The following is a 26,354-nucleotide window of genomic DNA, read 5'->3' on the forward strand; positions in this document are numbered from 1 at the left end:
TTTACTGCTCCGTGTGAGTGATCGTTTCGACGACGGCGGTGGTGCCGTCGAACTGCTTGAAAATAACCTCGGTGCCTTCCGGAAGCTCGGTGGTGCCGGTGCTCTCGACCCTGAGCCGATAAAAGTCGCCGTTCACCTTGATGCCGCAGGCGCCGTCAAAATCCCGGTTCAGAGTGCGGTAGCGCTGGCCGTGCTCAACGCCGGTCCCGGTGGTGCCGTAGGCAACCCCCTTGGGCGAGAATCGCGGTCGGATCCAGCGTATCGCCACCGGAACCAGCACCCCGGAAAACACACCCATACCGACCAGTTGCCACTCAAAGGAGGCACCGAAAAAGGCCAGCACAGCGGTCAACGCCGCCGCCACGCCCAGCGCCAGCAACAGCAGCACACCGGAGGTGAGTTCGGCCAGGCTCAGGACCAGGGCGAGGATCAGCCAGAAATGCGTAAGGCTCCATTCCATATGCAAATTCCATTGTTCCGGGAGAGTGGTCTGGCGGCGGTTGCCGGCCAGCGGACATCGATTGTACCCAAATCCGGCGGGCGCGTCTCAGGGTGGCCGTAATGCCTGATCGGGATGTCGACTGCAGCCATATTCAGCGCCCGGGCAACTGGTAAAGTGACTGCTTTGCACAACATTCCACAACAAGAGGTCGTGTGACCATGAAGGATCTGAACAACAAGGTTGCGGTTGTCACGGGCGCAGGCTCCGGTATTGGTCGGGCGTTGGCGCTGTCGCTGGCGAAGCGTGGGTGCCGTCTGGCCCTGTCCGATGTCAACGAGTCCGGTTTGGCGGAAACGGTGGCGGCGCTCAACGATGCCGACGTGAAAAGCTACACCCTCGACGTGTCGGATCGGGACGCTATCTATGCCCACGCTGAAGCCGTGGCGAAGGATTTCGGACAGGTCAATCTCGTGATCAACAACGCCGGCGTGGCCCTTTCTGCCAGCGTACGCGAGATGACCGACGAAGACTTCCAGTGGGTCATGGACATCGATTTCTGGGGTGTCGCCCACGGCACACGAGCCTTCCTGCCGCACCTGATCGCCTCTGGCGAGGGGCATGTGGTGAACATTTCCAGTGTCTTCGGCCTGATTGGCGTGCCCAAGCAGAGCGCGTACAACGCCGCCAAGTTTGCGGTCCGCGGGTTCACCGAGGCGTTGCGCCAGGAAATGAAACTGGAGAATCAGCCGGTTGCCGTCAGCTGCGTACACCCGGGAGGCATCCGCACCAACATCGCCAACGCCGCCCGCATGGGCAAATCGGAGAACGCCGCGGCCCAGCGCAAGGGCTTCGACAAGCTGGCGATGACCACACCGGAGAAGGCGGCGGAAATCATCGTCAAAGGCATACTCCGGGACGAGTCGCGGATTCTGGTTGGCCCGGATGCCTGGGGCATTGAGGCCATCAACCGGTTGCTGGGCGCTGCGTATCAGCCGCTGGTGGAGCGTTTCTCCCGCAAGAACCTGTATGTCTGAGGCTTGACCGGCATGGCGGCAGGCGGAAAGGGAAAAGCGCCTGCTGTACATTTTACATACAGTCCGAGGGCGTCCTATACTTTGGGTTCGTCCAGGGAAAGAGTACAGCATGAACACGCCTATCCACACGGATTTGGGGGCGACTCTGGAGCGGAGTCGCTCAGGCCTCAGGGAAAGCCATCGCCGGTCAATCATGCGGCTCCTCTTCGCAGCCACCGGGGCCGCCCTGGTTGTGTTCGCCTGCCTGCAGATACTGAACGGGTTCTGGTGGGTGGGCGCCGGGGAACTTGCGGCCGCCGCAACCCTGTTTTTCGGTGTCGGTCGGTTGCGCACCACGCTGCATCTCCAGCGCTGGATATACGCTTACCTGATTACCCTCTTCTCATTCTTCCTGGTCATCATGTTGTTGCCGCAGGCGTCGGTTTCGGCCTTTGTCTGGGTTTTGATGATTCCGGTCCTGGCGTATCTGCTGCTGGGCAAACGCGAGGGCATGCTGTTGAGCGTGCCGTTCATGCTCCTGGGCGGCGTGATCTACTACGTTCACCTGGGCAATGTCGGTAGCCCGCGGGTCCTGATTGACCTGCTGAACATGGTGCTGTGCGGCGTGCTCATGCTGGCGTTCATCCATGTCTATGAAATCTGGCGGGAGGAGGCCGAGCAGCGCCTGGTGGATATGGCGGAAACCGATGCCCTGACCGGTCTGGCCAACCGCAGCAAATTCCAGAGCATCCTGAACCGGACCATCGCCGAAAGTGCCCGCAGCGGTACCGAGTTTGCCCTGGTCATCATGGATATTGATCACTTCAAGGTGGTCAACGACACCCTGGGCCATGATGCCGGCGACCAGGTGCTTAGCAGCATTGCACTGCGCCTGACCGAGCGTTTGCGGGCCACGGATTCCGTCGGGCGGCTGGGCGGTGAGGAGTTCGGCCTGATCCTGAGGGACGTGAAGCCGGCGGTGGCGTTCGAGTTGATGGACGAACTGCGCCAGCGTATCGCCGAACGCGACCTGACCTATGGCGAGGCTCACATCCGGGTTACGGCCTCCTTTGGCATTGCCCAGTGGCCAGCGGATGGACGGGATGCCCGAACCCTGTTCTGCATGGCCGATCGCGGCCTGTATTCCGGCAAACGGTCCGGCCGCAACTGCATCGCCCGTCCCGATGGCGTGGCGCATCGACGGCCCCGTGAAATTCTGTCTGGTCGGGCCAGCTAATTCCGGTACCCTTGAGGCATGAGCTCTTTTCCACAAGGAACCAATGCCCGTCATGTGTGAACTCCTGGCCATGAGCGCCAACACGCCCACGGATCTCTGTTTCAGTTTCACCGGCCTGACCCGTCGGGGCGGCGACACCGGGCCGCACAAAGATGGCTGGGGCGTGGCCTTCTACGAGGGCAAGGGCGTGCGGGCGTTTCACGATGTGGATGCCAGTGCCAACTCCCGCATCGCCGAGGTGGTCCAGACCACACCGATCAAGAGTGAGGTGGCCATCTGCCACATCCGGCAGGCGAACGTCGGCGCGATCTGTCTGGCCAATACCCACCCGTTCCAGAGAGAGCTCTGGGGCCGCTACTGGGTGTTCGCCCACAACGGCCAGATTTCGGGATTCCGGTCGGACCCGGGGTTCTACGAGCCGGTGGGCAGCACGGACAGCGAGGGGCTGTTCTGCGATATCCTCAATCACCTGCGGCGTGACTGTGACCGCGATACCCCCACCGAATCCATCGTCGAACGTTTGGTCGCCTTGGCGCGAGGTTATGCCCGTCAGGGCGTCTTCAATCTCCTGCTCAGCAACGGCGACTGGCTGTTCACCTACTGCAGCACAAAAATGGCGAGCATCACCCGCCGTGCCCCGTTTGGACCGGCCCGGCTGAAAGATGCCGACGTCATCGTCGATTTCGAATCCGAAACGACCCCCGACGATGTTGTCAGCGTGATCGTCACCGAACCGCTGACGACCGACGAGGTGTGGGATATCTACGAGCCCGGTGAGTGGCGCCTCTGGCGCAAGGGCGACGTGGTGATGAGGGGGAATGGCACCACCGGGTGACCTTGGCCACCCGGTGTCCGGGGCCAGATAGGCCCTCTGGGGCGCTTATTGCAGGGTGCGACGATTGCCGTTCTGGTACTCGGGGGCAATGTACTGCTGGATCTCGTCCTTGAACCTGGCAATCAGGTCACTGTTGTCCTTGTCCCAGGGGTGATAACCGGGCTTGAAGTACTCCAGCCAGGTCGGAATCAGGCTGGAGAACGTGCCGTTCGCGCCCCACATGCGCCACAGGCCCCTGGCCGCGTCCGTGACTGAAAAATTCTTGCGATCCTGAAGCATCATTCGGCCGGTAAACCAGGTGGCAACCACGCCCAGCACGCCGGTGCTGATGACCTGATAAACCGCGCGCTCGGCATAGGTGCCGCCGGCCTGCTGGAACACGTCATAGGCCACCGCCTTGTGCTCGGTCTCCTCGATGGCGTGCCAGACCCAGAGTGGCCGCATGCTCTCGTCCATGTCTTCGCGGACGTCGTCCCGTTCCAGCAGCATGTCCGCCATCATGGCGGTGATGTGTTCCAGGGCGCAGGTTATTGCCAACTGGTGGCGTTTGGGTAGCAGGCGGACCGCGTCCAGCAGCACCTTGAGGTCTTTCTCCATGGCCTCGACCGGCATGCCCTGATCCCGAACGTGCCGATTCATGGCGTCGTGTTCCAGGGAGTGCATGGCTTCTTGCCCGATGAACCCGCGAACCTCATTCTTCAGCTTGGCGTCCTGGATCTGGCCCCGGAAGGCTCGCACCGAATCCACGAAAAATTGCTCGCCCTCGGGAAACAGCACCGACAGCGCATTCATGGTGTGGCTGAGGAGGTAGCTGTTGTCGAGCCAGTAACGGGGCACCGACTCGCCGAACTCGAATCCCATGCGTTGAGGCTTGATGGCGACCTTGTCCGGGGTGTTGGAAGCCTTGTGGGTCACGACCGCCTGTTTTTCGGGTGTTTTCGTGCTCAGCATCTGTGTACTCCTCACTTTGGCTGATGTCATGGCTTCAGTGTGGGAGAGTCAACGCCGGGACGGAATGCGCGAAGAGGACGGCCATCGTTCAGGATGGGCCAGCGGGGATGGCGCAATTGACTAAGTTGACGGTGTCACACCTGCCCCCCGCCCCACTGTGGCGCCGGAGACCTTCTGATAGAGTCGGGACATCGCGTTTGGAAACTTCCCGCAAAGGACCTCTTATGACAACAACCGGACCGGAAAAAGAACGGCGGATGCTGGGCCTGTTCCTGGTGCCCGGCGTGTACATGCGGGTCCTGGCGGAAACGGTCCGGCAGCTCGGCCACAATGATCGGAAGCTCTACGACGGGCTCAACTTCACCGCCGATGACCTCAAGGCCAACGACAGTCGGGTGTTTGTGACCGACGCGATCCTGATGGCGCAGCGTGCCCTGGATCTGGCGGGCCCGGACGGCCTGAGCTTTGCCCTGGCACGCGAGTTGCGGCTGACCATCCACGGGACACTCGGGTTTGCCGCCCTGACCAGCCCCACCTTCGAGGGCGCGCTGGATTCCGTGCACCGATACCTGCAATTGCGGGCGCCCTTTCTGAGCATGAAACAGTCCCTGGCCGGCGAACGGGTCCTGGTGCAGCTGTGTACCGAGTTCGATGTACCCGAGCTCTACCCGTTCCTGGCCGAAACCGTCAGTGCCACCCTGATCCTCCTGACCGAACAGCTGCTCGACCGCGACGACGCCCAGAGCAAGGGGTTTGCCCTGGAGCACGGCAAGCTGCCCGGCGTCACCGTGCGCCTGAGCGCACCCGAGCCGCCATACTATCGACGGTTTGCTGACCAGTTTCCGGTACAGTTTGAGTATGGTCAGCCGGAAGAAATGTTGGTCTTTCCCCGGCAATTGCTTGAGGTGCGCATGCGCCTGGCCGACGCCGATGCCTCGGAAATGGCCCGGGAGCAGTGTGAGTTCGAGTTGCAGAAGGCCCTGAAGGAGCAGGGAGACATCACCCTGGCGATCCGCAATATGCTGAGGATGATGCCGGGGCCCCTACCGTCGCTGGAGGCCATGGCCGAACGCTTCTGCGTCTCGTCCCGGACCCTGAAGCGACGGCTGGCGGAGAAAGACACCCACTACCGGGAAATTGTCGAGTCGGTGCTCAAGGACCGCGCCATCCAGCTGCTGCGGTACACCAATCAGTCGGTCAGCGAGATTGCCTACGAGCTGGGGTACGCGGACCTATCCAATTTCAGCCGGGCGTTCCGCAAGTGGACTGGCAAGTCGGCCAGCGAGTTTCGGGAGGACGGGCCTGATCCGGCGCCCGAACTAGGGCCTTGAGGTGGGGTTTCCTCGTTTCTGTGACCGCTTCTATGGGAGCGTGGTCGCAGGGTGATGGTTTATTTTTTCAGAGAAAAAGAACTCGCTGCGCTCAGACACCTTTGTTCTCTGAAAAAATAAACCATCACCCCACGCCCTTCTGACTCATTAAGAAGCCGTCTCGTTGGTTTCAGTATTTTTGTCCTTTGTTTTCAGCAACTATGCCCTTATTGTCTGACGGACGGGGGCCGGATTATTTTTCCCGCCAGGAAAAAGATGTCTGAGCGCAACGAGTTGTTTTTCCCAAGGGAAAAATAATCCAGCCCCCGGCCAGCCACCGTCATAGTCAGGCTAGGTGATCACGGAACTGCGCAAACGAGCCATCATAAGGAAGCCAATATGGAAACCAGAACAGACACGCACAGCAAACTCTTCGGTTACCTGCTCTGGATCTTCGGATTCCTGGGCTCCCACCGTTTCTACTACGGCAAGCCCATCACCGGCACCATCTGGTTCTTCACCCTGGGCCTGCTGTTCATCGGCTGGATCATCGACCTGTTCCTGATCCCGTCCATGGACCGGGAGGCGGACTTCCGTTTCCGTGAGGGCGAAGTCAGCTACAACATCGGCTGGCTGCTGCTGACCTTCACCGGCGTGTTCGGGCTGCACCGGATGTACATGGGGAAATGGATCACCGGCATCATCTACCTGCTCACCGGCGGCCTGTTCCTGCTGGGCGTGCTCTACGATTTCTGGACCCTGAACGACCAGATCTCCGAACGAAACCGGGAGCATCGCTTCGGCTGATCAGAGCGTGGCCGCGCGTTCCAGCTCTACCAGGCCGTCCTCCAGGTAGTCGAGCATGCGTTGCAGGCTGGGCAGCGTGCGGCGGCAGCCGATCAGACCGAACTCGACCTGGTCCCGGTAGCTGGTCAGGGTCATGTTCAATGCCAACCGGTCCATGGCAATGGAGACCGGGTACATGCCTTCCAGCCGGGCGCCGTTCCAGTAGCGGGTTTCTTTCGGGCCGGGCACGTTGGAGATAACCACGTTGAAGGTCTGCCATTTCGGCGCCATGCCGGTGAGCAGGTGGAAGGCCGCCGGTGCCAGAGTCAGGGCGGTGTAATTGAGAATCTCCTCCGAGGACATCTTGGCGTAGCGGTCTTTGGCCAGTTTGACGTCCTGATGGATGTGCATCAGCCGGGCAACGGGATCGACGAGATCGGTGCCCAGGGACGCCAGGATGATGCCCACCTGATTGCCCTCGGCGCTGTCGTCGTGGCGCAGGGAGACCGGCACCATCGCGATCAGCGGCTTGTCGGGCAAGGCGTCCAGGTTCATCAGGTAAGTGCGCAGGGCACTGGCACACATCGCCATCACCACGTCGTTCACCGTTGTGCCAAACGCCCGGCAGACCTGGCGGATTCGTTCCATGCCGTAGGACTGTGCCGCGAAACGTCGGGAACCGGTAATCTTCTGGTTCAGTAGGCTACGCGGTGCGTGGAAAATCGAGTCGTAGGCAGGGTTCTTCCGGGCCTCGTTGACGGTGCGCAGGATTTCCCGAGCCACCGTGGGCACGGTGCCCAACTGCTTCCCGGATTCGCCCAGCAAATGACCAATACTGCGCCAGAGCGTCGGCCGGCTGGCGCTGTCCCGCCCGGCACCTGCCGGCAGGTCCCAGATGGGTGGCATGTTCCGCTCAGAGGGATCGGTGCTCAACATGCGTTGACCCATGCGCATGGCGGATACCCCATCCATCAGCGCATGGTGAACCTTGATGTAGAGTGCAAACTGGCGGTCCCCCAGACCTTCAATCAGGTGAAACTCCCACAATGGCCGTTCCCGGTCCATCAGGTGTGAATGCTCCGCTGAGACGAAGGTCAGGAGTTCCCGGATACGCCCGGGCGTGGGCAACGCCTCGAAGCGGAAGTGATGTTCCAGGTCCAGATGTTCGTCGTGGACCCACACCGGCTGGGCCAATCGGGTGTCGAGGCGTCGATCGAACGGTGCCGTGACCTCCGTGTGCTGGCGGAGCTGGTCGGCCAACTGGGCGACGTAGTCGTCCGGGGCGTCGTCCGGAAACGAAAACAGCTGCAGGCCGCCCACGTGCATGGGTTGCTGTCGCTTTTCGAGCCATAGGAACAGCTGGTCGGTGGGGCTCAGGGGTTTCACGCTGCCATCCTTTTCATTGGGTGTCTGGGCCGATAGTAGCCTAATTGCCGACGGTCTAAATTGACCCATTCGCGAATTCCGGAGTTGCTGGCGGTCAGGTCTGGTCTAAGGTTCATTTCGTAGCACTTAATTCGGGTTATCAAAAAGATCGGAGGGTGCCGGGTGCGAGTATTGGGAGGAATGCGAAGGGCGACTGTCCACGGGAACGTCCGGTTGGGGGCGTTGCTGTTGTGGCTGGTTGCGGCGGTGGCGTCCGCGCAACAGGCCCCGGGAGTCCGGCTCGAGACCGTGTCCAGGGAACCCATTATCCAGGAGGTGTCGCTCAACGGCACCGTCAATCCGTTGCGGGTGTCGTCGATTTCGCCTGCCGTGGCCGGACTGTTGGATTCGGTCAGGGTTGAAGTCGGCGATCGGGTATCCCGGGATGACGTACTGGTTGAACTCGATGACGAGCAGGCCGTCTACGAACTGGCAGCCGCCAGGGCCGAAACCGACCAGGCCCGTGCGTTGCTGGCGGAGGCGGAGCGGCGGCTCGAGGAAGCGCGTTCGGTCGGCGCCGGCCGGAACATTGCCGCCACCGAGGTACGCAGCCGCGAAAGCGACGTGGTGGCTGCCCGCGCTGCCCTCGCCCGGCTTGCGGCCGTGGTCAATCAGATGGAGGTCCGCGTTCGCCGGCACCATGTACGGGCGCCCTTCGACGGTGTCGTCAGTGAGCGGACCAGTGACCTCGGTGAGTGGGTCACTCCGGGTGACGAACTGCTTCGGCTGGTGGACACCACCAACCTGCGCCTGGATTTCCAGGTGCCCCAGGAGTATTTCGACCGGTTGGATGAAGGCTCCAGCCTGCGGGTTCGACAGGGGACTGGTTTTGTCGAGGCAACCATCAACACCCGGGTTCCGGTGACCGACCCGCAGTCGCGGACCTTCCTGCTGCGGGCGCTCCAGCCTGAGGGCGCCGGATTCTGGCCGGGCATGGCGGTGCAGGCCGTACTCCGGGTCAGCACCGGAGAGGAAGGGCTGACCGTTTCCCGGGACGCCATCAACCGCTACCCCGAGGGCCGGGTGACGGTCTGGATTGCCCAATCTGCCGAGGGCGACACCTACACCGTGAGTGAAAAACGGGTGCGCCTGGGGACCGCCTTCAAGGGTCGGGTTGAGGTCACCGATGGCCTGAGCGGGGGTGAGCAGGTGGTTATTCGGGGCAACGAGTCGCTCAGTGAGGGGATTACCGTCCGGATTGCTGAGCGGGAGGCCCGCTGATGTTTGCCGGCGTGATCCGCCACGGTATCCTCGTCGCCGTTATTGCCCTGATCGTCGCGATCCTGGGGACCGCGGCCGCGTTCCGGATACCGGTGCAGATGATTCCGGATCTGGAGGTTCGGACGGTCACCGTCGAAACCCGTTGGCCGGGCGCCACGCCCCAGGACATCGAGAAAGAGATCCTGATCGAACAGGAACGGTACCTGCGCAACGTGCCGAACCTGAGCCGGATGATGGCGACCGCGGAGAGTGGCTCGGCGGAAATCGAGCTGGAGTTTCCGTTCGGTGTCGACATCACCGAAACCCTCATTCAGATCAACAATGCCCTCAGCCAGGTTCCTGATTACCCCCGCAATGTTGATGAACCCCGTATCGTGGCCGCGTCCTTCTCTTCGAATTCCTTCATGTACCTGCGTGTCTCGACCCTGGAAGGCAATCCTCGGGAGCTGGACATCGAGCTGATGCGCGATTTCATTGAAGACCGGGTGCGCCCCCGGATGGAAAGCGTACCCGGGGTGTCGGAAGTGGAAGTCGGGGGTGGCGCCGACCGGCAGATGCAGATCATTGTCGACGCGGCGGCGCTGGCCCAGCGTGGCCTGAGCCTGGTGGACCTGCGCGATGCGGTCACCGATCGCAACCGGGACATCTCCGGTGGCGAGATTGAGGCCGGCAAGCGCCGCTACCTGCTGCGTACCGTCGGCCGCTTCGACGATATCGAGGCGCTTGAACGGCTGGTGGTCCTTCGCCAGGGCGACAGTGTGGTGCGGTTGGGGGAGGTGGCCCGGGTTGAGCCCGGCCACTCCCGCATCCGGGAATTGGCGAAGATCAACGGCCGGCGGGTCATCGGTCTGCAGGTCCGGCGCGAAAGCGGCTCCAACGTCATCGACATCAAGCACGCGATGATGGACGAGGTGGCCGCCATCAACGACGAGGTCCTCAGACCGGCCGGCATGATCCTGGAATTGACGGCGGACGATGCCCGTTACGTCGAGGCGTCCATCGCCAACGTCTGGACCAACCTGGGCATCGGCGCGGTGTTTGCCACCCTGGTCATGTACCTGTTCCTTCGATCCGGCCGGGCGACGCTGGCCGGTGTATGCGGGATTCCACTCTGTGCCATCGCGGCGTTCATCGGCCTGCTGATCACCGGACGCACCATCAACGTGATCTCGCTGGCGGGCATTGCCTTTGCGATTGGCATGACCGTGGACAACAGCATCGTGGTGCTGGAGAACATTGAACGACACCGCCGTCTGGGCCTGGATCGCTTCGAGTCGGCGCTCAAGGGCGTGAAGGAAGTCTGGCCCGCCGTGCTGGCCTCCACCGCCACCACCATGCTGGTTTTCCTGCCGATCCTGTTCATCGATGAGGAAGCCGGGCAGCTCTATTCGGACGTTGCCATCGCCATTTCGGCCGCCATCCTGGCCTCAATGCTGGTGGCCATCACGATCATCCCGACCCTCTGCGCCCGGCTGGATTTCGGCCGCGGAACGGTCCAGACCGATCAATACGGCAATGAGACCGCCGGCGGCTGGGCCACCACCGTGATGGCGACCGTGCGCTGGCTGGTGTCCGGCTCGGTGCGGCGGATCCTGGTGATCGCCACCACCGTGCTGGCGAGTGCCTGGGTGATCCTGTTCCTGACACCACCGGCGGAGTACCTGCCCGAGGGCGAGGAACCCAAGACCTTTGCCGCCATGAGCGCACCGCCCGGCTACAACCTGGACGAAATGGCCGCGATCGGGCAGCAGGTGGAAGACCATTTCCTGCCCCATGTAAACGCGGACGGTGCGGCCTACGCGGCGGGCGAGACCGGTGTGCCGCCGATGGCCTACCTGAACCTGCAGATCACGCCCACCGGCCTGAGAATCATCGCGGAGACCCTGGAACCGACGCACATCGAGGCGTTGATGGACGAGATCACCCGGGTCTACGAGCAGTTTCCGGGCATGCGCGCGTTTGCCGCCAAGGGGTCGATCATTTCCAGCAATGACGGCGGCACCCGCAGCATCAATCTGGACATTTCCGGGCCGGACCTGGTCTCGGTCTATCAGGCCGCCAACGCTGCCTACCGGCAGGCCGAGGCCATTTTCGACAACCCGCGGATCCAGAGCCAGCCGTCGACCCTGTCCCTGGCTCAGCCGCTGATCCAGATCCGGCCGGACTGGGACCGGGCGGCCGAACTGGGCCTGGATACCGAAGCCATCGGTTTTACGGTGGCGTCGCTGACCGAAGGCAGTTACATCGACGACTTCTTTCTCGATGACGACAAGATCGATATCTACCTGTACGGCCGCGAGGGCCGGGATTCAAAGCTCACCCGGCTGCCGGATGTCATGGTGCACACGCCCGAAGGCGCCACCCTGCCGCTGTCCAGTGTGGCGGCCATCGAGGAAACCGTGGATACCAGTGTGGTCCGGCGGGTGGACGGTCGACGAACGGTCACCCTCAACGTGATTCCACCCGGGGACGTTCCGCTGGAAGCTGGCGTGGAACGGGTGCGTACCGAGTTGCTGCAGGCGATGCGGGAGAAAGGCACGTTGCCGGCCAGTGTGAACGTTGACATCTCCGGTGCCAGTGACCAGCTCAACGCCACCCGCGACGCCCTGGCTGGTAACTTCATCATCGCCATTGCCATTGTCTACCTGGTCCTGGTGGCGATCTTTGCGCACTGGGGCTTCCCGCTGCTGATCCTGACCGCGATTCCCCTGGGCGTTGCCGGTGGCATTGTCGGCCTGGCCTTGATGAACCTGGTCGGGGGCCTGCTGCCGTTGCTCGGCCTGCAGCCGCTGCGCCAGCCCTTCGACATGATCACCATGCTGGGCTTCCTGATCCTGATGGGTACGGTGGTGAATAACCCGATTCTGGTGCTGGACCAGGCCCGCCAGAACCTGCGTCACAAGGGCGGCTCGGTGGTGGACGCGGTTACGGATGCGGTCCGCACCCGCCTGCGCCCCATCGCCATGACGACCCTGACCACGCTGTGTGGCCTGTCGCCCCTGGTGTTCCTGCAGGGCGAGGGTACCGAGCTCTATCGTGGCGTGGGGGCGATTGTGCTGTTTGGCCTGGTGGGTGCGGCGATTGTGACGGTGACGTTTCTGCCGGCGCTGACCATCGTTGTTCTGGGCTGGCGGGAGCGTTTCAGGACGGCCTCTGGCCGGTAGCGGTTTTCTCAGGGGGTATCGCCGCTTCGGGGGTGTGGTGTCTTTTTTCTTTGGGAAAAAGAACTCGCTGCGCTCAGACAGCTTTTTCCTGGCAGAAAAAAGACACCACACCCCCAAATCGGCTTGTTCGGCTGCTCAGATCGACCGATTTTCAGGCTACGGCGGATTCTGACTGATTAACTGGGACTTCCAGCCGGATTTTGTCACCGTCCAACAGCACGGGATAGGTTCTGACCGACACGTTTTCATCTTCCAGGCACTGGCCGGTTACCAGGCTGAAGTGCTGCTTGTACAGCGGCGATGCCACCACGGGTTCGCCCTTCAAATCCCCTGTGATTCCACGAGCCAGCACATTGGCACCGCTGAACGGGTCGGTATGGCTGATGGCAAACAACGCCGGCAGCCGGTGCGGCAAATAGAATACCGCCACCGGTCCATCGTCAGTCCAGACCGCAATACCGGATTCCGGCACCAGATCCTCAACGGTACAAACCGCGTCCCAACAAGTACGAGCTTTCATGGCTGTTCTCCTTTAATTCTGTCTATCTCAGGGTTCCCTGAGTGAGGCGGTATGGGTGTGCTTTTCCGCCGGGAAAAGATGTCTGAGCGCAGCGAGTTATTTTCCCAGAGGAAAAGTACTCCCTTGCCGCCGCGCTCTTGCACCCAAAAACAGGCTAGGCTGACTCCAAAACCGGCCGCCGCTGATCCCGTTCGGTCGTCCACTGCTGTACCGGGTCCTTCTGCTCCGGCGCGTTCACGAACTCCCGGAACCGCTTGCGCTTCTCCGGATCCTCCACCGCGGTCTTCCACTCGCACTGGTAGGTATCGACGATGCCCGCCATGTGCTCGTCCAGTTCCGCACAGATCCCCAGGCTGTCCTCCAGGACCACCTGTTTCAGGTAATCCAGGCCGCCCTCCAGGTTTTCCATCCAGACGCTGGTGCGCTGCAGCCGGTCGCCGGTGCGCACGTAGAACATGATCACCCGGTCGATGGTCCGGATCAGTTCCTCGTCCGACAGGTCGGTGGCAAATAGGTCGGCGTGGCGCGGGCGCATGCCGCCGTTGCCGCAGACGTAGAGGTTCCAGCCGTTCTCGGTGGCAATGACCCCGAAGTCCTTGCTCTGGGCCTCGGCGCACTCCCGGGTGCAGCCGGACACCGCCATTTTGACCTTATGCGGCGCGCGCAGGCCCTTGTAGCGGTTCTCCAGGAGGATGGCCATGCCGACGCTGTCTTGGACGCCGTACCGGCACCAGGTGCTGCCGACGCAGGATTTGACCGTCCGCAGGGACTTGCCGTAGGCGTGACCGGTCTCGAAGCCGGCGGCGATGAGTTTTTCCCAGATTTCCGGCAGTTCACTCAGGGTGGCGCCGAACAGGTCGACCCGCTGGCCGCCGGTGATCTTGGTGTACAGGTTGTACTGCTTGGCCACCTCGCCGAGGACAATCAGCTTGTCCGGGGTGATTTCACCGCCGGGGATGCGCGGCACGATGGAGTAGGTGCCGTTTTTCTGCATGTTGGCCATGAAGGTGTCGTTGGTGTCCTGCAGTGGCACGTGGTCGGTGGCCAGGATGTGGTCGTTCCAGCAGGTGGCCAGGATGGAGGCCACCGTCGGTTTGCAGATGTCGCAGCCGTGGCCTTTGCCGTGCTGGCTGATCAGGGTGCGGAAGGTGCGAATGCCGTTCACCTTCACAATGTGGAACAGCTCCTGGCGGCTGTACGGGAAGTGCTCGCACAGGTCCTTGCTGACCTCCACGCCGCGCTTCTCCAGTTCGCTGTCGACCACGTTCTTGAGCAGGGCGGTGCAGCCACCACAGCCGGTGCTGGCCTTGGTTTCGGCCTTGATGCTGCCCAGGTCGCCACAGCCGGCGTCAATCGCGCCACAGATGTCGCCCTTGGTGACGTTGTGGCACGAGCAGATGGATGCGGTTTCCGGCAGGGCATCCGGGCCCAGGGCGGGTGCCCCACCCTGGCTTTCCGGCAGGATCAGGGTTTCCGGATTGTCTGGCAGGGTGATGCCATTCAGGGTGTACTGAAGCAGGGTGTCGTAATGGCTGTTGTCGCCCACCAGGATGGCGCCCAGCAGGGTCTTGCCGTCCTCGCTGATCACCATGCGACGGTAATGCCCGGCCTGTTCGTCGTTGAAGCGGATGTTGCGCGCGCCCGGTGTCTGGGCGTGGGCGTCACCGATGGAGCCGACGTCAACGCCCAGTAGCTTCAGCTTGGTGCTCATGTCGGCGCCGGTGAAGGCGGCCCCGGCATCGCCGTTGAGCACCGAGGCCAGGGTACGCGCCATGGTGTAGCCCGGGGCCACCAGGCCGAAGATCCGCTGGTCCCAGAGGGCGCACTCGCCAATGGCGTGAATGTGTGGGTCCGAGGTGGTGCACTGATCATTGACGACGATGCCGCCGCGTTCACCCACCTCAAGTCCGCTGGACCGGGCCAGGGCATCCTGGGGACGGATACCGGCGGAGAACACGATCAGGTCGGTTTCCAGGTGACTGTCATCGCTGAAGTTCATGCGCAGGCGAGCATCCTCGCCTTCCACGATGGCGGTGGTCGCTTTCTCGGTGTGAACCTGCACACCGAGCTCTTCGATCTTGTGGCGCAGCAGCGCGCCGCCGTCGGTATCCAGCTGCACCGGCATCAACCGGGGGGCAAATTCCACCACGTGCGCCTGCAGGCCGAGGCTTTTCAGGGCGTTGGCGGCCTCGAGGCCGAGCAGGCCACCGCCGACCACCACGCCGGATTTGCCGCTCTGGGCACTGGCCCGGATGGCATCCAGATCCTCAAGGGTCCGGTACACGAAGCAGTGCGGGTGTTCGCGACCCTCGATGGGCGGCACGAACGGGTAGGAGCCGGTGGCCAGCACCAGTTCGTCGTAGCGGTACTGCCCTTTGGGCGTGGTCACGGTGCGCTGGTCACGGTCGAGGCTGGTGACCGCCTCGTTCAGGCGCAGCTGGATACCCTGTTCGGTGTACCAGTCGGCGGTGCCCATGGCGAGATCGGCGTGGGTCGAGCCGGCAAAGTACTCGGACAGGTGGACCCGGTCGTAGGCCAGCTGTTTCTCCTCACCGAAAACGACGATGTCGTAGTCCGCCGCCGCCGGGCTGGTAACGAACTGCTCGAGGAAGTGATGGCCCACCATTCCGTTGCCGATCACGATCAGGGTTTTCTTGCTCATGGTTTTGTCCTCTTTCATGGGCGACGGCTCAGGCCGCCGCCTCGCAAAATTGCCTGCCAAACGGCAGCTGGGCCCGGAACCGGGCAATGTTGGCGTTGTCAGCGATCAGCTCCTGATACCAGGGGCCCTGGCTGGTGTCGCCAACCAGAATCGCGCCGACAAGGCGGTTGTCGCGAATGATCAGGTGGCTGTAACCGCCGGTTTCGAAGTCCTGCCAGACCAGGGATTCGGTGCTGTCGTCCGGGGCCTGCAGGCCGCAGGAAAAGACCGGAACGTCGCTGATCTTGAGCCGGGTGGCGATCACCGAACGGCGATAGCTGGCGGAGCTGGCGTCGTCCGCCAGTACCTCAGCCAGCACCCGGGCCTGCTGATAGCCCGGTTCCACCAGTCCGAAGGTTTCGTCGTCCAGTTCGCAACATTCGCCGAGCGCATGGATGCGGGGATCGCTGGTGCGCAGTTGCCGGTCCACCCGGATTCCCCGCCCACAATCGAGGCCAGCCGCCTGCGCCAGTTCCCGGTTCGGCACAATGCCGGTGGCGACAACGACGAGGTCGGTGCTGAGGACGGTCTGATCACTCAATTGAACCGCGCGCACACCGTCCCGGCCCAGGAACTGGACCGGTGAGGTTGACGTAAGAATCTCCATGCCTTTGGCCCTCAGGGCGTCCGCCAGCAGGTTGCCTCCGGTGGGGTCAAGTTGCCGGTTCAGCAGGTGGCTGCTGCGGTGCAGGACCGTCACTGCGACGCCCCGACGCAGCAGGCCGGCGGCGGCTTCGAGACCGAGGAAGCCGCCGCCCACCACGACCGCCCGTTTGCGGGTCCGGCTCTGCTCGATCAGGTGGCAGGTGTCGTCGAAATCCCGGAATTGCGTCACGCCGGGCAGGTCTTCGCCGGGAAGGCCCAGTCGGCCTGGCCGGGAGCCGGTGGCAATGACCAGGCGGTCGTATCGTTGGATACGTCCGGTGGTGGTGGTCACGGTCTGGCTCTGGCGATCAATGGCGCTGACCGATTCACCGCAATGCACGCGAATGCCATGGCGCGAAAACCAGTCCCCGGGCTTGAGCGTCAGGCTGCCTTCGTCGGCATCGCCACTGAGCAGGGCCGATAGCTGGATCCGGTTGTAGGCCGGCCGGGATTCGCCGTTGAAGACAATAATGTTCAGACGAGTCGCAAGGGGCCGGGCCACCAGCTCTTCCAGGAAGCGCTGCGCCACCATGCCATGGCCGCAGATAACCAGAGTGCGTTCCCTGTTGCGGGTCATACCTGCTCCCCTCACTTTCCGAACCAACAAAAAAAGCCGGAGCATCTCATCCCCGAGGGGGAATCGATGGTCCGGCGCCAATGCCAACAACAATGATCTGATGGTCCGGCCGAATCCTTGGCCGGGACGTTCATCCTTACGTTCGACTAAGCGATCTTCGTGCCACTTTTCTAGTGCCTTTAAAATCAACAACATCCGTGAATTGGTGCGCGAGACGAGCGTGGGCGAGCGGGATTTGTTGCCCTGTGGTGGGGCGGTTTGCACGACTTTGATGCCTTTTGCTGGCGCGGTAATTGCTGAGTTCTTGGGTATCGAGAAAGTACGGCCACGTGCCGGGAGTCATGCCATGAACACCAGACGAAAACAGCACAACCCCACTCCGCCGTCCGCGGCGGACTACCTGATCGCCTCGCGGCAGTGCGAATTGATGAACCTCCAGTACTTCCTGCAGATGGGCAAGGTGGTCCAGAGCATCAGCAATCTGGTGCACGGCCTGCAGCGGGAGCGTGGGGCCTCCAACGTATTCCTGGGGTCCGGCGGCGAAAAGTTTGTGACCGAGCGCCGGGCGACAATCGCGGAGTCAGAACGCCTGGCGGGCATCTTCGAGCAGGCCCTGGCCGAAGTGCATGAGGAACTGACGGCCCACCCCGTCAGCAGTCACCTCCTCAACCACATCGCCAGTGCCTTGCACGGCCTCGAGGCGCTACCGGCCCTGCGGGTCGGGGTTGAGAACCGCACGTTGTCGGCTGCCGAAGCCACCGACGCCTATTGCGGCCTGATCCACGAGTTCATTACCGTCGTTTTCGAGGCCGCCGACACGGCCGTCGATCCGTCCATCGCGGGCTTGCTGGTGGCCATGGTGCACCTGATGAATGGCAAGGAGTTCTGTGGTCAGGAGCGGGCGGTGGGGTCCGCCGGATTCTCCAGTGGCGGCTTCGACAATGCACTGTCAACGCGCATGATGCACCTTGTTGAGGCACAGGAGCGCTGTTTCGACGTGTTTGTCAGCTTCGCCGATGACCAGAGTCGCGAATTATGGCAGTCCCTGCGCGGTAACGATCGGGAAACCGAAATCGAACGCCTGCGCCAGCTTGGCTGTTCAGTCGGTCGCTACAAGTCCCTCGACCCGGAACTGGCGGACCACTGGTTCACGCTGATGTCCGAACGCATGGATGAGCTCAAGAAAGTCGAAGATGCGGTGGAAGGCAGCTTTCACACCCGCTGTGTCGAGCGCTTTGCCGAGGCCCGCAATTCCCTGGCGCACCAGGAAACCCTGATCGCGTCCCTGGACCAGCAGGATACGTCGTCCCAGCCGCTGCTGGTGTTATGTGATTCCGGCGACGATGCCCGGGCGGGAGAATCCTGGAACAGTGACGGGGTGGGTCAGCAGTTTGGCCGGTCCATCTTCGATCTGGTGCAGGAACAGACTCGCCGGCTTCAGCAGATGAATGACGAGTTGCAGAGCGCCAAGGAAGCCCTGGAAGACCGGAAAACCCAGGAGAAGGCGGTGTTGCTGTTGATGGACCATCGCAAGATCGACAACGACGAGGCCCACCGGGTGTTGCGGAAACTGGCCATGGACCAGGGCAAGAAGCTGCCCGAGGTAGCCCGGGCCCTGGTCTCCATGGCCGATGTTCTGAAGTAAGGCGGAACGGCTCAGGCCCGTGCGGCCTGGGCAGCCTTCTTTGTCTCCGGGGTTGTCTCAGCAGGCTGGCCGCCCCGTCGGGGCGCTATGTGTTCCAGCTTGCGCTGTTTCTCGTACAGGAATTTCAGGACCTCCTGCCGGTAATGCACGTAGGTCGGATCGTCGGCCAGGGTGACCCGGTTCCTGGGTCTGGGCAGGTCGATGTGCAAATCCTCGCCCACAGTGGCGGCCGGGCCGTTGGTCATCATGATGATGCGATCGGACAGCAGTACCGCCTCATCGACGTCGTGGGTAATCATGATCACCGTGTTGTTCAGGTCCTGCTGGATATCCATCAGCGAATCCTGCAGGTGCGCCCGGGTCAGGGCATCCAGTGCCCCGAACGGCTCGTCCATCAGCAAGACGCTGGGTTTCATGGCCAGGGCCCGGGCAATGCCCACCCGCTGGGCCATACCCCCAGAAATTTCCCCCGGCCGCTTGTTGGCGGCGTGGGCCATGTTGACCAGTTCCAGATTGTGATGGATCCAGTCCCGGCGTTCCTGTTTGGCCATGGATTTGCGGAACACCTGCTGCACCGCCAGTTCCACGTTCTCGTACACCGTCAGCCAGGGCATCAGTGCGTGGTTCTGGAACACCACTGCCCGCTCCGGGCCGGGTGAATTGACTTCATGGCCGTCCAGTACGCAGCCCCCTTTGGTGGCCTGCAGCAGGCCGGCGACGATGTTCAGGACCGTGGATTTTCCGCAACCCGAGTGGCCAATCAGGGACACGAATTCGCCCTTCTTGATCTTCAGGTCGACGTTGTCCAGGGCCACGAAGGGGCCCTTCGGGGTATCGAAGGCCATTTCGACCCCGGTCAGTTCCAAATGCGCTTTAGTCATGATCATCTCCGTTATTCGTTCCAGGCGACTTTCTTCTGGATCAGCAGCATGATGCGATCCAGCAGGAAGCCGATAAACCCGATGGCGAGTACCGCCACCATGATCCGGCTCAGGGACTGACTGCTGCCATTCTGGAATTCGTCCCAGACGAATTTGCCCAGGCCCGGGCTCTGGGCCAGCATTTCGGCCGCAATCAACACCATCCAGGCAATGCCCAGGGACACCCGAAGGCCGGTGAAGATCATCGGGACCGAGGACGGCAGGACGACCCTCCGGACGTGGGTCCAGAACGACAGCCGCAGCACCCGGGATACGTTCAGCAGATCCGGATTCACGGCCGCGACGCCGACGCTGGTGTTGATCAGGGTGGGCCACAGGCTGCACAGGGTCACCGTGATCATCGAGGTCAGGAACGACTTTTCGAACATCGGATCGTCACTGACGTAGGTGGCGGACACCACCATGGTGACCAGCGGCAGCCAGGCCAGGGGCGACACCGGCTTGAAGATCTGGATCAGGGGATTGACCGCGGCCTGGAAATACCGGTTCAGGCCGAACACGATGCCCAGGGGGACGGCGATGATCGTAGCCAGTATGAAGCCCGCCAGCACGGTAATGAGACTGGTGACGACTTGATCCAGAAACGTCGGGGCTCCGGGGTAATCACGGATCTTGACCTCGGCTTCCGGGTTGTCGGCCAGGATCCGGGCGTTGCGCTCCTCCTGCATGGTCACGAACTTGTCCGCCCGTGCCCGCTGGTTCGCGTGTTCCTGCCACAGCTGTCCACCCTGCTCCCAGACCTGCGCCGGCCCGGGAAAGGTGCCCAGCGATGTGTCCACCTGGGGTGCGGCCAGATGCCAGAAGCCGAGAAAAATCAGAATGCCGATGGTCGGCAGCAGCAGCTGCTTGCCGCCCTGGGCCAGCTCGGCGCCGGTGAACCGGTCAGCCAGCAGTTTCAGCCAGCCGGATGCGCCGGTTCTGGAAGTGGGGGTGGTTGACGTACTCATGTCGTTCTCCTGGGTACTCCCGGTTACGGTGTCTCGGAGCCTTTGAGGCCAATGTCGAAGCTGTCGATGTAGGCATTGGGCTGGCGCGGTGTGAACGCGACACCATCGATCAGCTCACCCTGGTCCGGGCGGGCGAAGTTTTCCTGGCTGAAGTCAGGGAAATCCTCTGCATTCATCAGGCCATCTTCGATCAGGGATTTGGCCGCTTCGGCATAGATGTCGCCCCGGTAGACCCGGGCCGCGGTCTTCATGTACCAGTCGTCCGACTTGGCTTCCGGAATCTGTCCCCAGCGACGCATCTGCGAGAGGTACCAGATGGCGTCAGACGGGTACGGGTAGGTGGCGTGGTAGCGGAAGAACACGTTGAAGTCGGGCACTTCCCGGACATCGCCTTTCTCGTACTCGAAGGTACCGGTCATGGAATTGGCGATGACCTCGGCATCGGCGCCAACGTAGCTGGGACGGGCCAGGATCTCGACCGCTTCCTCCCGGTTGGCGTTGTTGTTCTCATCCAGCCAGTGCGCGGCGCGGATCAGTGCCCGCAACAGGTGCAGGTGGGTGTTGGGGTTCTCCTCGGCCCAGGCCTGGGTGACACCAAAGACCTTTTCCGGGTTGTTTGGCCAGATCTCATAGTCGGTGATCACCGGTACCCCGATGCCCTTGAACACGGCCTGCTGGTTCCACGGCTCGCCGACGCAGTAGCCCTGAATCGTCCCGGCTTCCATGGTGGCCGGCATTTGCGGCGGTGGCGTGACCGACAGATGCACGTCGGCCTCCAGGGTACCGCTGGTGTCGCCGCGCTGGGGCGCGTAGTAGCCCGGGTTCAGGCCCCCGGCGGCCAGCCAGTAACGCAGCTCGTAATTGTGGGTGGAGACCGGGAACACCATGCCCATGCGGAACCGCTCGCCCTTGGCCCGGGATTCCTCCACCACCGGCTTCAGTGCGCTGGCGCTGATCGGGTGAACGGGCTTGCCATCCTGTTCGGGGATGTGCTGGCTCATGGTTTCCCAGACATCGTTGGACACGGTGATGCCGTTGCCGTTGAGGTCCATGCTGAAGGCGGTGATGATGTCGGCCTGGGTGCCGTAGCCGATGGAGGCGCCCAGAGGCTGGCCGGCCAGCATGTGGGCGCCGTCCAGTTCACCGGTGATGACCCGGTCCAGCAGAACTTTCCAATTGGCCTGAGCCTCCAGCTCGACGAACAGGCCCTCGTCCATAAAGAAGCCCTGTTCCCAGGCGACAGCCAGGGGTGCCATGTCCGTCAGTTTGATGAAGCCCAGTTTCAGGTCCGGCTTCTCCGGCGCGCCAATCTCGGCCTGGGTCAGGCTGGCACCGGTCAGCAGCGAGACTGCCGTGGCCAGTCCGGCCAGTTGTCGGAGTGTTCCGGTGACGATTGTCAGGGATGTCTTCATGGTTCCTTACCTCGCGATGTTCTTTCAGGCAAAAAAAAAGCGCCTGCCCTCCGTTGCCGGAAAGCAGGCGCCTATGCCTGTCGAATCTGTGATGTTCTCGAATGTTCACGGAGATAGTCTGCACAGCCTGTGCCAGTGATAAAAAAATGCGTGAAAACAGGAGGTAAGAAAAACCGGCGCAGCTCATGGACGGAGCTTCCGCTGTCTGGACCGAGTCGTTTTAGTGCATCTTGATGGTTTTTTGCACCATTGTGGCCCCGCTGACCCGGGTTTCGGCAAAGACGAACGTCGGGGTTGGTGTCGGGTGCCGGCCCCGGGGCGGCATGGCCACAGGCCTGGGGCCTCGATCCTCCGATCGGGGACGCACTGGCCCTGTTATTGCACCGTGAATTGCCAGAAACCGACCCATTATTGAAACCAGGCAACGAAGCCCCTCCACTGCCCAACGGATCACCCGTGTGCAGTCGAGGGGCTTTTTGCTTGTGAGCCAAGAGGATGAAACGTGGATACCAAGCTGAACTCCGCAACCGGGATCAAGACCACCTGCCCTTATTGTGGCGTTGGCTGCGGTGTTGCCGCGCGCCCCGATGGGGTTACCGGCGATCAGGACCATCCGGCGAACCAGGGTCGCCTGTGTGTCAAAGGCTCTGCACTGCATGAAACCCTGGTGCCAACCGGTCGGTTGTTGTCGCCCCGGGTGGCGGGAGCGGATCGCACCTGGGCGGAAGCTCTGGCCGCTGTGTCCGGGGCCATACGAGAGGTCGTGGCTGAGCACGGGCCCGGGTCCGTGGCCTTCTACCTGTCGGGCCAGTTGCTGACCGAAGACTATTATGTGGCCAACAAGCTGGCCAAAGGTTTCATCGGTACGCCCCACGTGGATACCAACTCCCGGCTGTGTATGTCCTCGGCGGTGGCGGCTCACAAACGGGCCTTCGGCGAGGACTGCGTGCCGGGCTGTTACGAGGATGTCGAATTGGCGGACCTGCTGGTGCTGGCCGGGAGCAATGCGGCCTGGGCCCATCCGGTGCTGTACCAGCGGATGAAGGCCGCGGGCCGGTCGGGGCGGCGGGTGGTGGTGATCGATCCCCGCCGAACGGCAACCGCTGAACTGGCGGACCTGCACCTGAAACTGAAGCCGGGCACCGACACCATCCTGTTTAACGGCCTGCTGGTGTGGCTGGCAAAACACCGGGCCGTCGACCATGACTACGTGGCGCGACACTGCCAGGGTTATGACGCATCCCTCGAGGCGGCCCTCGAGGCGGCGCCCTCGGTGACTTCCGTTGCCCAACAGTGCGATCTTCCGGTTGGCGATGTTGAACGCTTCTATCGCTGGTTTGCGCAGACGCCGCGCACGGTCACGGGCTTTTCCCAGGGTATCAACCAGGCGCTGGCGGGTACCGATAAATGCAACGCCATCATTAACTGCCACTTGGCGACCGGTCGAGTTGGCTTACCCGGTGCCGGTCCCTTCTCGCTTACGGGGCAACCCAATGCCATGGGTGGCCGGGAAGTCGGCGGGCTGGCCAACACCCTCGCGGCGCACATGGATTACGACAGCCCGGGAGCCCGGGAACAGGTGGCGCGATTCTGGGGCACCGAAGCCATCCCCGAGGGTCCGGGCATGAAGGCGGTGGACCTGTTTGAGGCGGTACACCGGGGCGACATCAAAGTCCTCTGGATCATGGGCACCAATCCGGCGGTCAGCCTGCCCCGTTCGGCACGGGTGCGCGAAGCACTGGCCCGCTGCCCCACCGTGATCGTGTCCGACTGCGTGGCGGAAACCGACACCACCGAATATGCCGATATTCTGCTCCCCGCCGCCGGCTGGGGTGAGAAGAACGGCACCGTGACCAATTCCGAGCGCTGTATCTCGCGCCAGCGTTCGTTCCTGCCGCTGCCTGGCGAGGTACGGCCAGACTGGTGGATACTGAGTGCCGTGGCCCGGGAGCTGGGGCATGGCCAGGCCTTTGATTACCAGACGCCGGCGGCGATCTTCCGGGAGCATGCGGCGCTGTCCGGTCTGGCGGCCCGCGAGGCCTACGGACAGCGAAAGTTTGACATTGGTGCCCTCAATGACCTCTCGGAAGCCGGGTATGACCTGCTGGCGCCCGTGCAGTGGCCCCTGGTTGTCGACGCCTCGGGACAGCTGTCCGGCACCCGGCGGCTGTATTCAGACGGTGTCTTTTCGACGCCCGATGGGCGCGCCCGTCTGGTCCCGGTGTCCACGATTACCTCGGGCCAGGTGCCGACCCCCGTCCACCCGATCGTGGTGAACACCGGGCGGATCCGTGACCAATGGCACACGATGACCCGGACCGCTCTGGCGCCGCGGCTGCTGGCGCATCGCCAGGAACCGTTTATCGAGGTGCATCCGGACGATGCCCGGCCGCTAAACCTCCGGGACGGCGATTTGGGTCGACTGACCGGTGAAGACTCTGCCGCTTACGTCGGCCGGGTCAGGGTCACCGAGGATCAGCGGCCGGGTGAAGTGTTCGTGCCGATCCACTGGAACAGGCGGTTTGCCTCCGAGGCCACCGCGACCAGCTTGATGATGCCGGTCACCGACCCGGTCTCCGGTCAGCCGGAGGGCAAGCACGGCGTTGCCAGCCTGGCGCCGGAGCCGACCCGGTGGCAGGCGCGACTGATGCGGCGTCCGGGCCACAACTGGCAACCGGACCAGGCCCGCCCGGACGGCTACTGGAGCCGGCAACCGCTGAGTCACAGTGAAAGCTGGTGGCTGGCGGGACACCAACCGGTGGACTGGGCCCGTGAGGTTGAAGCCTGGCTCGGGGGAGCGCCCCAGGTGTTGATGGGAGATCCCGCCTGTGGCCGGTTCCGGGCGGCCCGGATTCTGGATGGTAAGTTGCAGGCGGTTTTGTTGGTCGACACAGCCGCCGCCGACTTGCCGGATCTGGCCTGGCTGGATGAGTGTTTCGGAGCCGAGCGGTTAAGTCGGGAGCAGCGTCAATGCCTGCTCGCCGCCCGATCGGTGGACACCGAAGACGTGGGGGACCTGGTGTGCAGTTGCTTCCAGATCGGTGAAAAACAGATCGAGAGTGCCATTCGCGCCGGCCAGCACAGTGTTGAGGCACTGGGCGAGGCGTTGAAGTGCGGGACCAATTGCGGCTCCTGCGTGCCGGAATTGCGCGGTTTGTTGGAGGACACGCTGCCGCAGCGGGCGACACTGGCTTCCTGATCGGCGGTCAGTTCAGCTTGCGCAGCATCTGGATCGGTACCCGGTAGCGCACGCTCCGGGTACGCCCGATTGCCCGGACGGTGCACGTCTTGCGGTTGACCCGGAGAATGCTGCCGCGCACCTCCCGCGCGCCCGAGCCGAAGACGACGGCCTCTCCCACCTGCCAGTTAGACCGTTCGGCCATCGGGTCCGGCATTTCGAATTCGACGTCGGACAGGGCCACGCCGGCGTCGGCGGCCCGGTCAGCGAGGGTCTGGCGTGTCGCCTCGGCGCCACCGCTTTCATAGAGCTCATCCAGGATGCCGTAGAAATGCCGGTTGTGCACCGAGCCCCGATACCGTTGGCCGGCACTTTGTTGCAACAGGTGTGCGAACTCATGGCAGCAGGTGTGGGCCAGCAGATTGAGTGGGCTCAGTTGCCCGCCGAAGTAGGCCCGTTGACGGATCTCCCGGCTTGAAAGCCAGCCCTGGGCCGTATCGGGGCGGTACTTGGCCTCAACCATGCGAACGCCGTAGGTAATCAAGTGCTGTTTCTGCTGGGGATCAAAGCGGTGGTAGGTGGCCTGGCCCGACCCGACCCTGCACGTCAGCGAGCTGCCCGGAGAGCGGTTTCGAACCCAGTCAGCCGCGGGTTGCCAGAGTACGTCGTAGGTGGTGTCGCACATCAGTTGGCCGAGTTGTCTGGCCTGAGCACTTTTCATCGAGCGGTTACTTCATTCAAGGACATCGGGTTCCATGATACCCGTTGCCGGCGCAGGGGTAAAAAGCACCACGGCCAGCGCGTCGGCCGACCATGGTGGCGGGATTACCCGCGAGCCCTCAGCCCTCGATTGGCGAGCGCCAGTCGTCCGCACCGGAGGTGCCGGCCACGGCATGCTCCCAGGTGACTTTGCGGTAGGACAGGGAGGCCGTCACCAGCTGGGTGAAATCGGCGCTGGCGGCGTCCTGGCAATGCGGCATGTTGCACTGGATGTCGATGATGGTGGCATCTTCGAGGATGGTGGAGAAGAAGTGTTCCTGCTTGCCTTCCACGGAGGTGCGGTACCACTTCAGTTCAACCTTGGGCAGCATTTCGCCGGAGGCCAGGGCGTTGTACATCAGCGGGGTGGCCTTGTTCAGCGCCGAGGTGAACTTGAACGGCTTGTGCACCCGCTGACCGGACGGCTGACCGGATTGGGGGTCGGTGGGCACCGTCACAACGTGGCTGAATTCCTGGACCAGCACTTCGTCTTCGTGACCTTCCACGTAGATGTTGCCGACGGAATCGGATGTGAACGCACCGGCGGTAATGTTGCCCTGAGTCTGGCCTTCGATACTGATGTAACAGGGAGTTGGCATAGTCTGCTCCATGACGTGTGAATGAAAACGTGTCCCCGAGGATTTC

20 protein-coding genes are annotated in these 26,354 nt (G+C 62.7%); 9 read left to right on the forward strand and 11 right to left on the reverse strand.

Annotated elements, in window-relative coordinates; translation table 11 throughout:
- Position 1: 1 nt before the first annotated feature.
- Positions 2-460 (reverse strand): NfeD family protein, encoded by a 459-nt coding sequence (locus tag KXD86_RS12100; RefSeq protein WP_218636262.1) that lies wholly within the window; start codon positions 458-460, stop codon positions 2-4.
- 200 nt (positions 461-660) lie between these two features.
- Here KXD86_RS12100 and KXD86_RS12105 point away from each other — a divergent pair, with 200 nt between their 5' ends.
- The 3 genes from KXD86_RS12105 to KXD86_RS12115 all read left to right on the forward strand — a co-directional run bounded on the left by KXD86_RS12105 (position 661) and on the right by KXD86_RS12115 (position 3,527).
- Complete coding sequence (locus KXD86_RS12105; protein ID WP_218636263.1) at positions 661-1,476, forward strand: SDR family NAD(P)-dependent oxidoreductase; 816 nt, start codon at positions 661-663, stop codon at positions 1,474-1,476.
- A gap of 109 nt (positions 1,477-1,585) precedes the next feature.
- Complete coding sequence (locus KXD86_RS12110; RefSeq protein WP_218636264.1) at positions 1,586-2,692, forward strand: GGDEF domain-containing protein; 1,107 nt, start codon at positions 1,586-1,588, stop codon at positions 2,690-2,692.
- Between the two features lie 52 nt (positions 2,693-2,744).
- Positions 2,745-3,527, forward strand: coding sequence for a class II glutamine amidotransferase (locus tag KXD86_RS12115; protein WP_218636265.1), 783 nt, complete (start codon positions 2,745-2,747; stop codon positions 3,525-3,527).
- A 45-nt stretch (positions 3,528-3,572) separates the two neighbouring features.
- On the opposite strand, the gene KXD86_RS12120 is transcribed toward KXD86_RS12115, so the two are convergent.
- A complete protein-coding gene (locus KXD86_RS12120; protein ID WP_218636266.1) occupies positions 3,573-4,478 on the reverse strand; it encodes a metal-dependent hydrolase in 906 nt (301 codons plus the stop codon).
- Positions 4,479-4,702: 224 nt separating this feature from the next.
- Here KXD86_RS12120 and KXD86_RS12125 point away from each other — a divergent pair, with 224 nt between their 5' ends.
- Both KXD86_RS12125 and KXD86_RS12130 read left to right on the forward strand, forming a co-directional pair.
- On the forward strand, positions 4,703-5,809 hold the full coding sequence (locus KXD86_RS12125; RefSeq protein ID WP_218636267.1) for a helix-turn-helix domain-containing protein: 1,107 nt from the start codon (positions 4,703-4,705) through the stop codon (positions 5,807-5,809).
- Positions 5,810-6,187: 378 nt separating this feature from the next.
- On the forward strand, positions 6,188-6,595 hold the full coding sequence (locus KXD86_RS12130) for an NINE protein (RefSeq protein ID WP_218636268.1): 408 nt from the start codon (positions 6,188-6,190) through the stop codon (positions 6,593-6,595).
- Here the strand turns inward: KXD86_RS12130 and KXD86_RS12135 are convergent, their stop codons facing one another.
- Positions 6,596-7,960, reverse strand: a complete 1,365-nt coding sequence (locus KXD86_RS12135; protein WP_218636269.1) for a WS/DGAT/MGAT family O-acyltransferase — start codon at positions 7,958-7,960, stop codon at positions 6,596-6,598.
- Between the two features lie 180 nt (positions 7,961-8,140).
- Between KXD86_RS12135 and KXD86_RS12140 the strand changes: the two genes are divergently transcribed.
- Both KXD86_RS12140 and KXD86_RS12145 read left to right on the forward strand, forming a co-directional pair.
- Positions 8,141-9,220, forward strand: a complete 1,080-nt coding sequence (locus tag KXD86_RS12140; RefSeq protein WP_218636270.1) for an efflux RND transporter periplasmic adaptor subunit — start codon at positions 8,141-8,143, stop codon at positions 9,218-9,220.
- Positions 9,220-12,384 (forward strand): efflux RND transporter permease subunit, encoded by a 3,165-nt coding sequence (locus tag KXD86_RS12145; protein ID WP_218636271.1) that lies wholly within the window; start codon positions 9,220-9,222, stop codon positions 12,382-12,384. Before KXD86_RS12140 ends, KXD86_RS12145 begins: the two co-directional genes overlap by 1 nt.
- 151 nt (positions 12,385-12,535) lie before the next feature.
- On the opposite strand, the gene nirD is transcribed toward KXD86_RS12145, so the two are convergent.
- The 3 genes from nirD to KXD86_RS12160 form a co-directional block, all read right to left on the reverse strand.
- Entirely contained in the window at positions 12,536-12,904 is a 369-nt protein-coding gene (nirD, locus tag KXD86_RS12150; protein ID WP_218636272.1) for a nitrite reductase small subunit NirD, read from the reverse strand.
- 154 nt (positions 12,905-13,058) lie between these two features.
- The gene (gene nirB / locus KXD86_RS12155; protein ID WP_218636273.1) at positions 13,059-15,566 is read right to left on the reverse strand and encodes a nitrite reductase large subunit NirB; all 2,508 of its coding nucleotides are present in this window, start codon (positions 15,564-15,566) and stop codon (positions 13,059-13,061) included.
- 28 nt (positions 15,567-15,594) lie between these two features.
- A complete protein-coding gene (locus tag KXD86_RS12160) occupies positions 15,595-16,827 on the reverse strand; it encodes an NAD(P)/FAD-dependent oxidoreductase (protein ID WP_218636274.1) in 1,233 nt (410 codons plus the stop codon).
- Positions 16,828-17,173: 346 nt separating this feature from the next.
- On the opposite strand from KXD86_RS12160, the gene KXD86_RS12165 reads away from it, so the two are divergent.
- A complete protein-coding gene (locus tag KXD86_RS12165; RefSeq protein ID WP_218636275.1) occupies positions 17,174-18,472 on the forward strand; it encodes a nitrate- and nitrite sensing domain-containing protein in 1,299 nt (432 codons plus the stop codon).
- 11 nt (positions 18,473-18,483) lie between these two features.
- On the opposite strand, the gene KXD86_RS12170 is transcribed toward KXD86_RS12165, so the two are convergent.
- From KXD86_RS12170 to KXD86_RS12180, 3 genes are read right to left on the reverse strand one after another with little or no spacing between them, the layout of a single operon-like run.
- Positions 18,484-19,353, reverse strand: a complete 870-nt coding sequence (locus tag KXD86_RS12170; RefSeq protein WP_218636276.1) for an ABC transporter ATP-binding protein — start codon at positions 19,351-19,353, stop codon at positions 18,484-18,486.
- A gap of 11 nt (positions 19,354-19,364) precedes the next feature.
- The gene (locus KXD86_RS12175) at positions 19,365-20,360 is read right to left on the reverse strand and encodes an ABC transporter permease (RefSeq protein ID WP_218636277.1); all 996 of its coding nucleotides are present in this window, start codon (positions 20,358-20,360) and stop codon (positions 19,365-19,367) included.
- 23 nt (positions 20,361-20,383) lie between these two features.
- A complete protein-coding gene (locus tag KXD86_RS12180) occupies positions 20,384-21,772 on the reverse strand; it encodes a CmpA/NrtA family ABC transporter substrate-binding protein (protein WP_218636278.1) in 1,389 nt (462 codons plus the stop codon).
- 502 nt (positions 21,773-22,274) lie between these two features.
- Here KXD86_RS12180 and KXD86_RS12185 point away from each other — a divergent pair.
- The gene (locus KXD86_RS12185) at positions 22,275-24,971 is read left to right on the forward strand and encodes a nitrate reductase (protein ID WP_312846287.1); all 2,697 of its coding nucleotides are present in this window, start codon (positions 22,275-22,277) and stop codon (positions 24,969-24,971) included.
- A gap of 7 nt (positions 24,972-24,978) precedes the next feature.
- Here the strand turns inward: KXD86_RS12185 and KXD86_RS12190 are convergent, their stop codons facing one another.
- Positions 24,979-25,671 carry a hypothetical protein gene (locus KXD86_RS12190; RefSeq protein ID WP_228739376.1) on the reverse strand — a complete coding sequence of 231 codons (693 nt, stop codon included), beginning with the start codon at positions 25,669-25,671 and terminating at the stop codon, positions 24,979-24,981.
- A gap of 118 nt (positions 25,672-25,789) precedes the next feature.
- The gene (locus KXD86_RS12195) at positions 25,790-26,308 is read right to left on the reverse strand and encodes an Hcp family type VI secretion system effector (protein ID WP_007155157.1); all 519 of its coding nucleotides are present in this window, start codon (positions 26,306-26,308) and stop codon (positions 25,790-25,792) included.
- Positions 26,309-26,354 lie beyond the last annotated feature (46 nt).

It is taken from the genome of Marinobacter arenosus (assembly GCF_019264345.1).
Taxonomy (GTDB): Bacteria; Pseudomonadota; Gammaproteobacteria; order Pseudomonadales; family Oleiphilaceae; genus Marinobacter; species Marinobacter arenosus.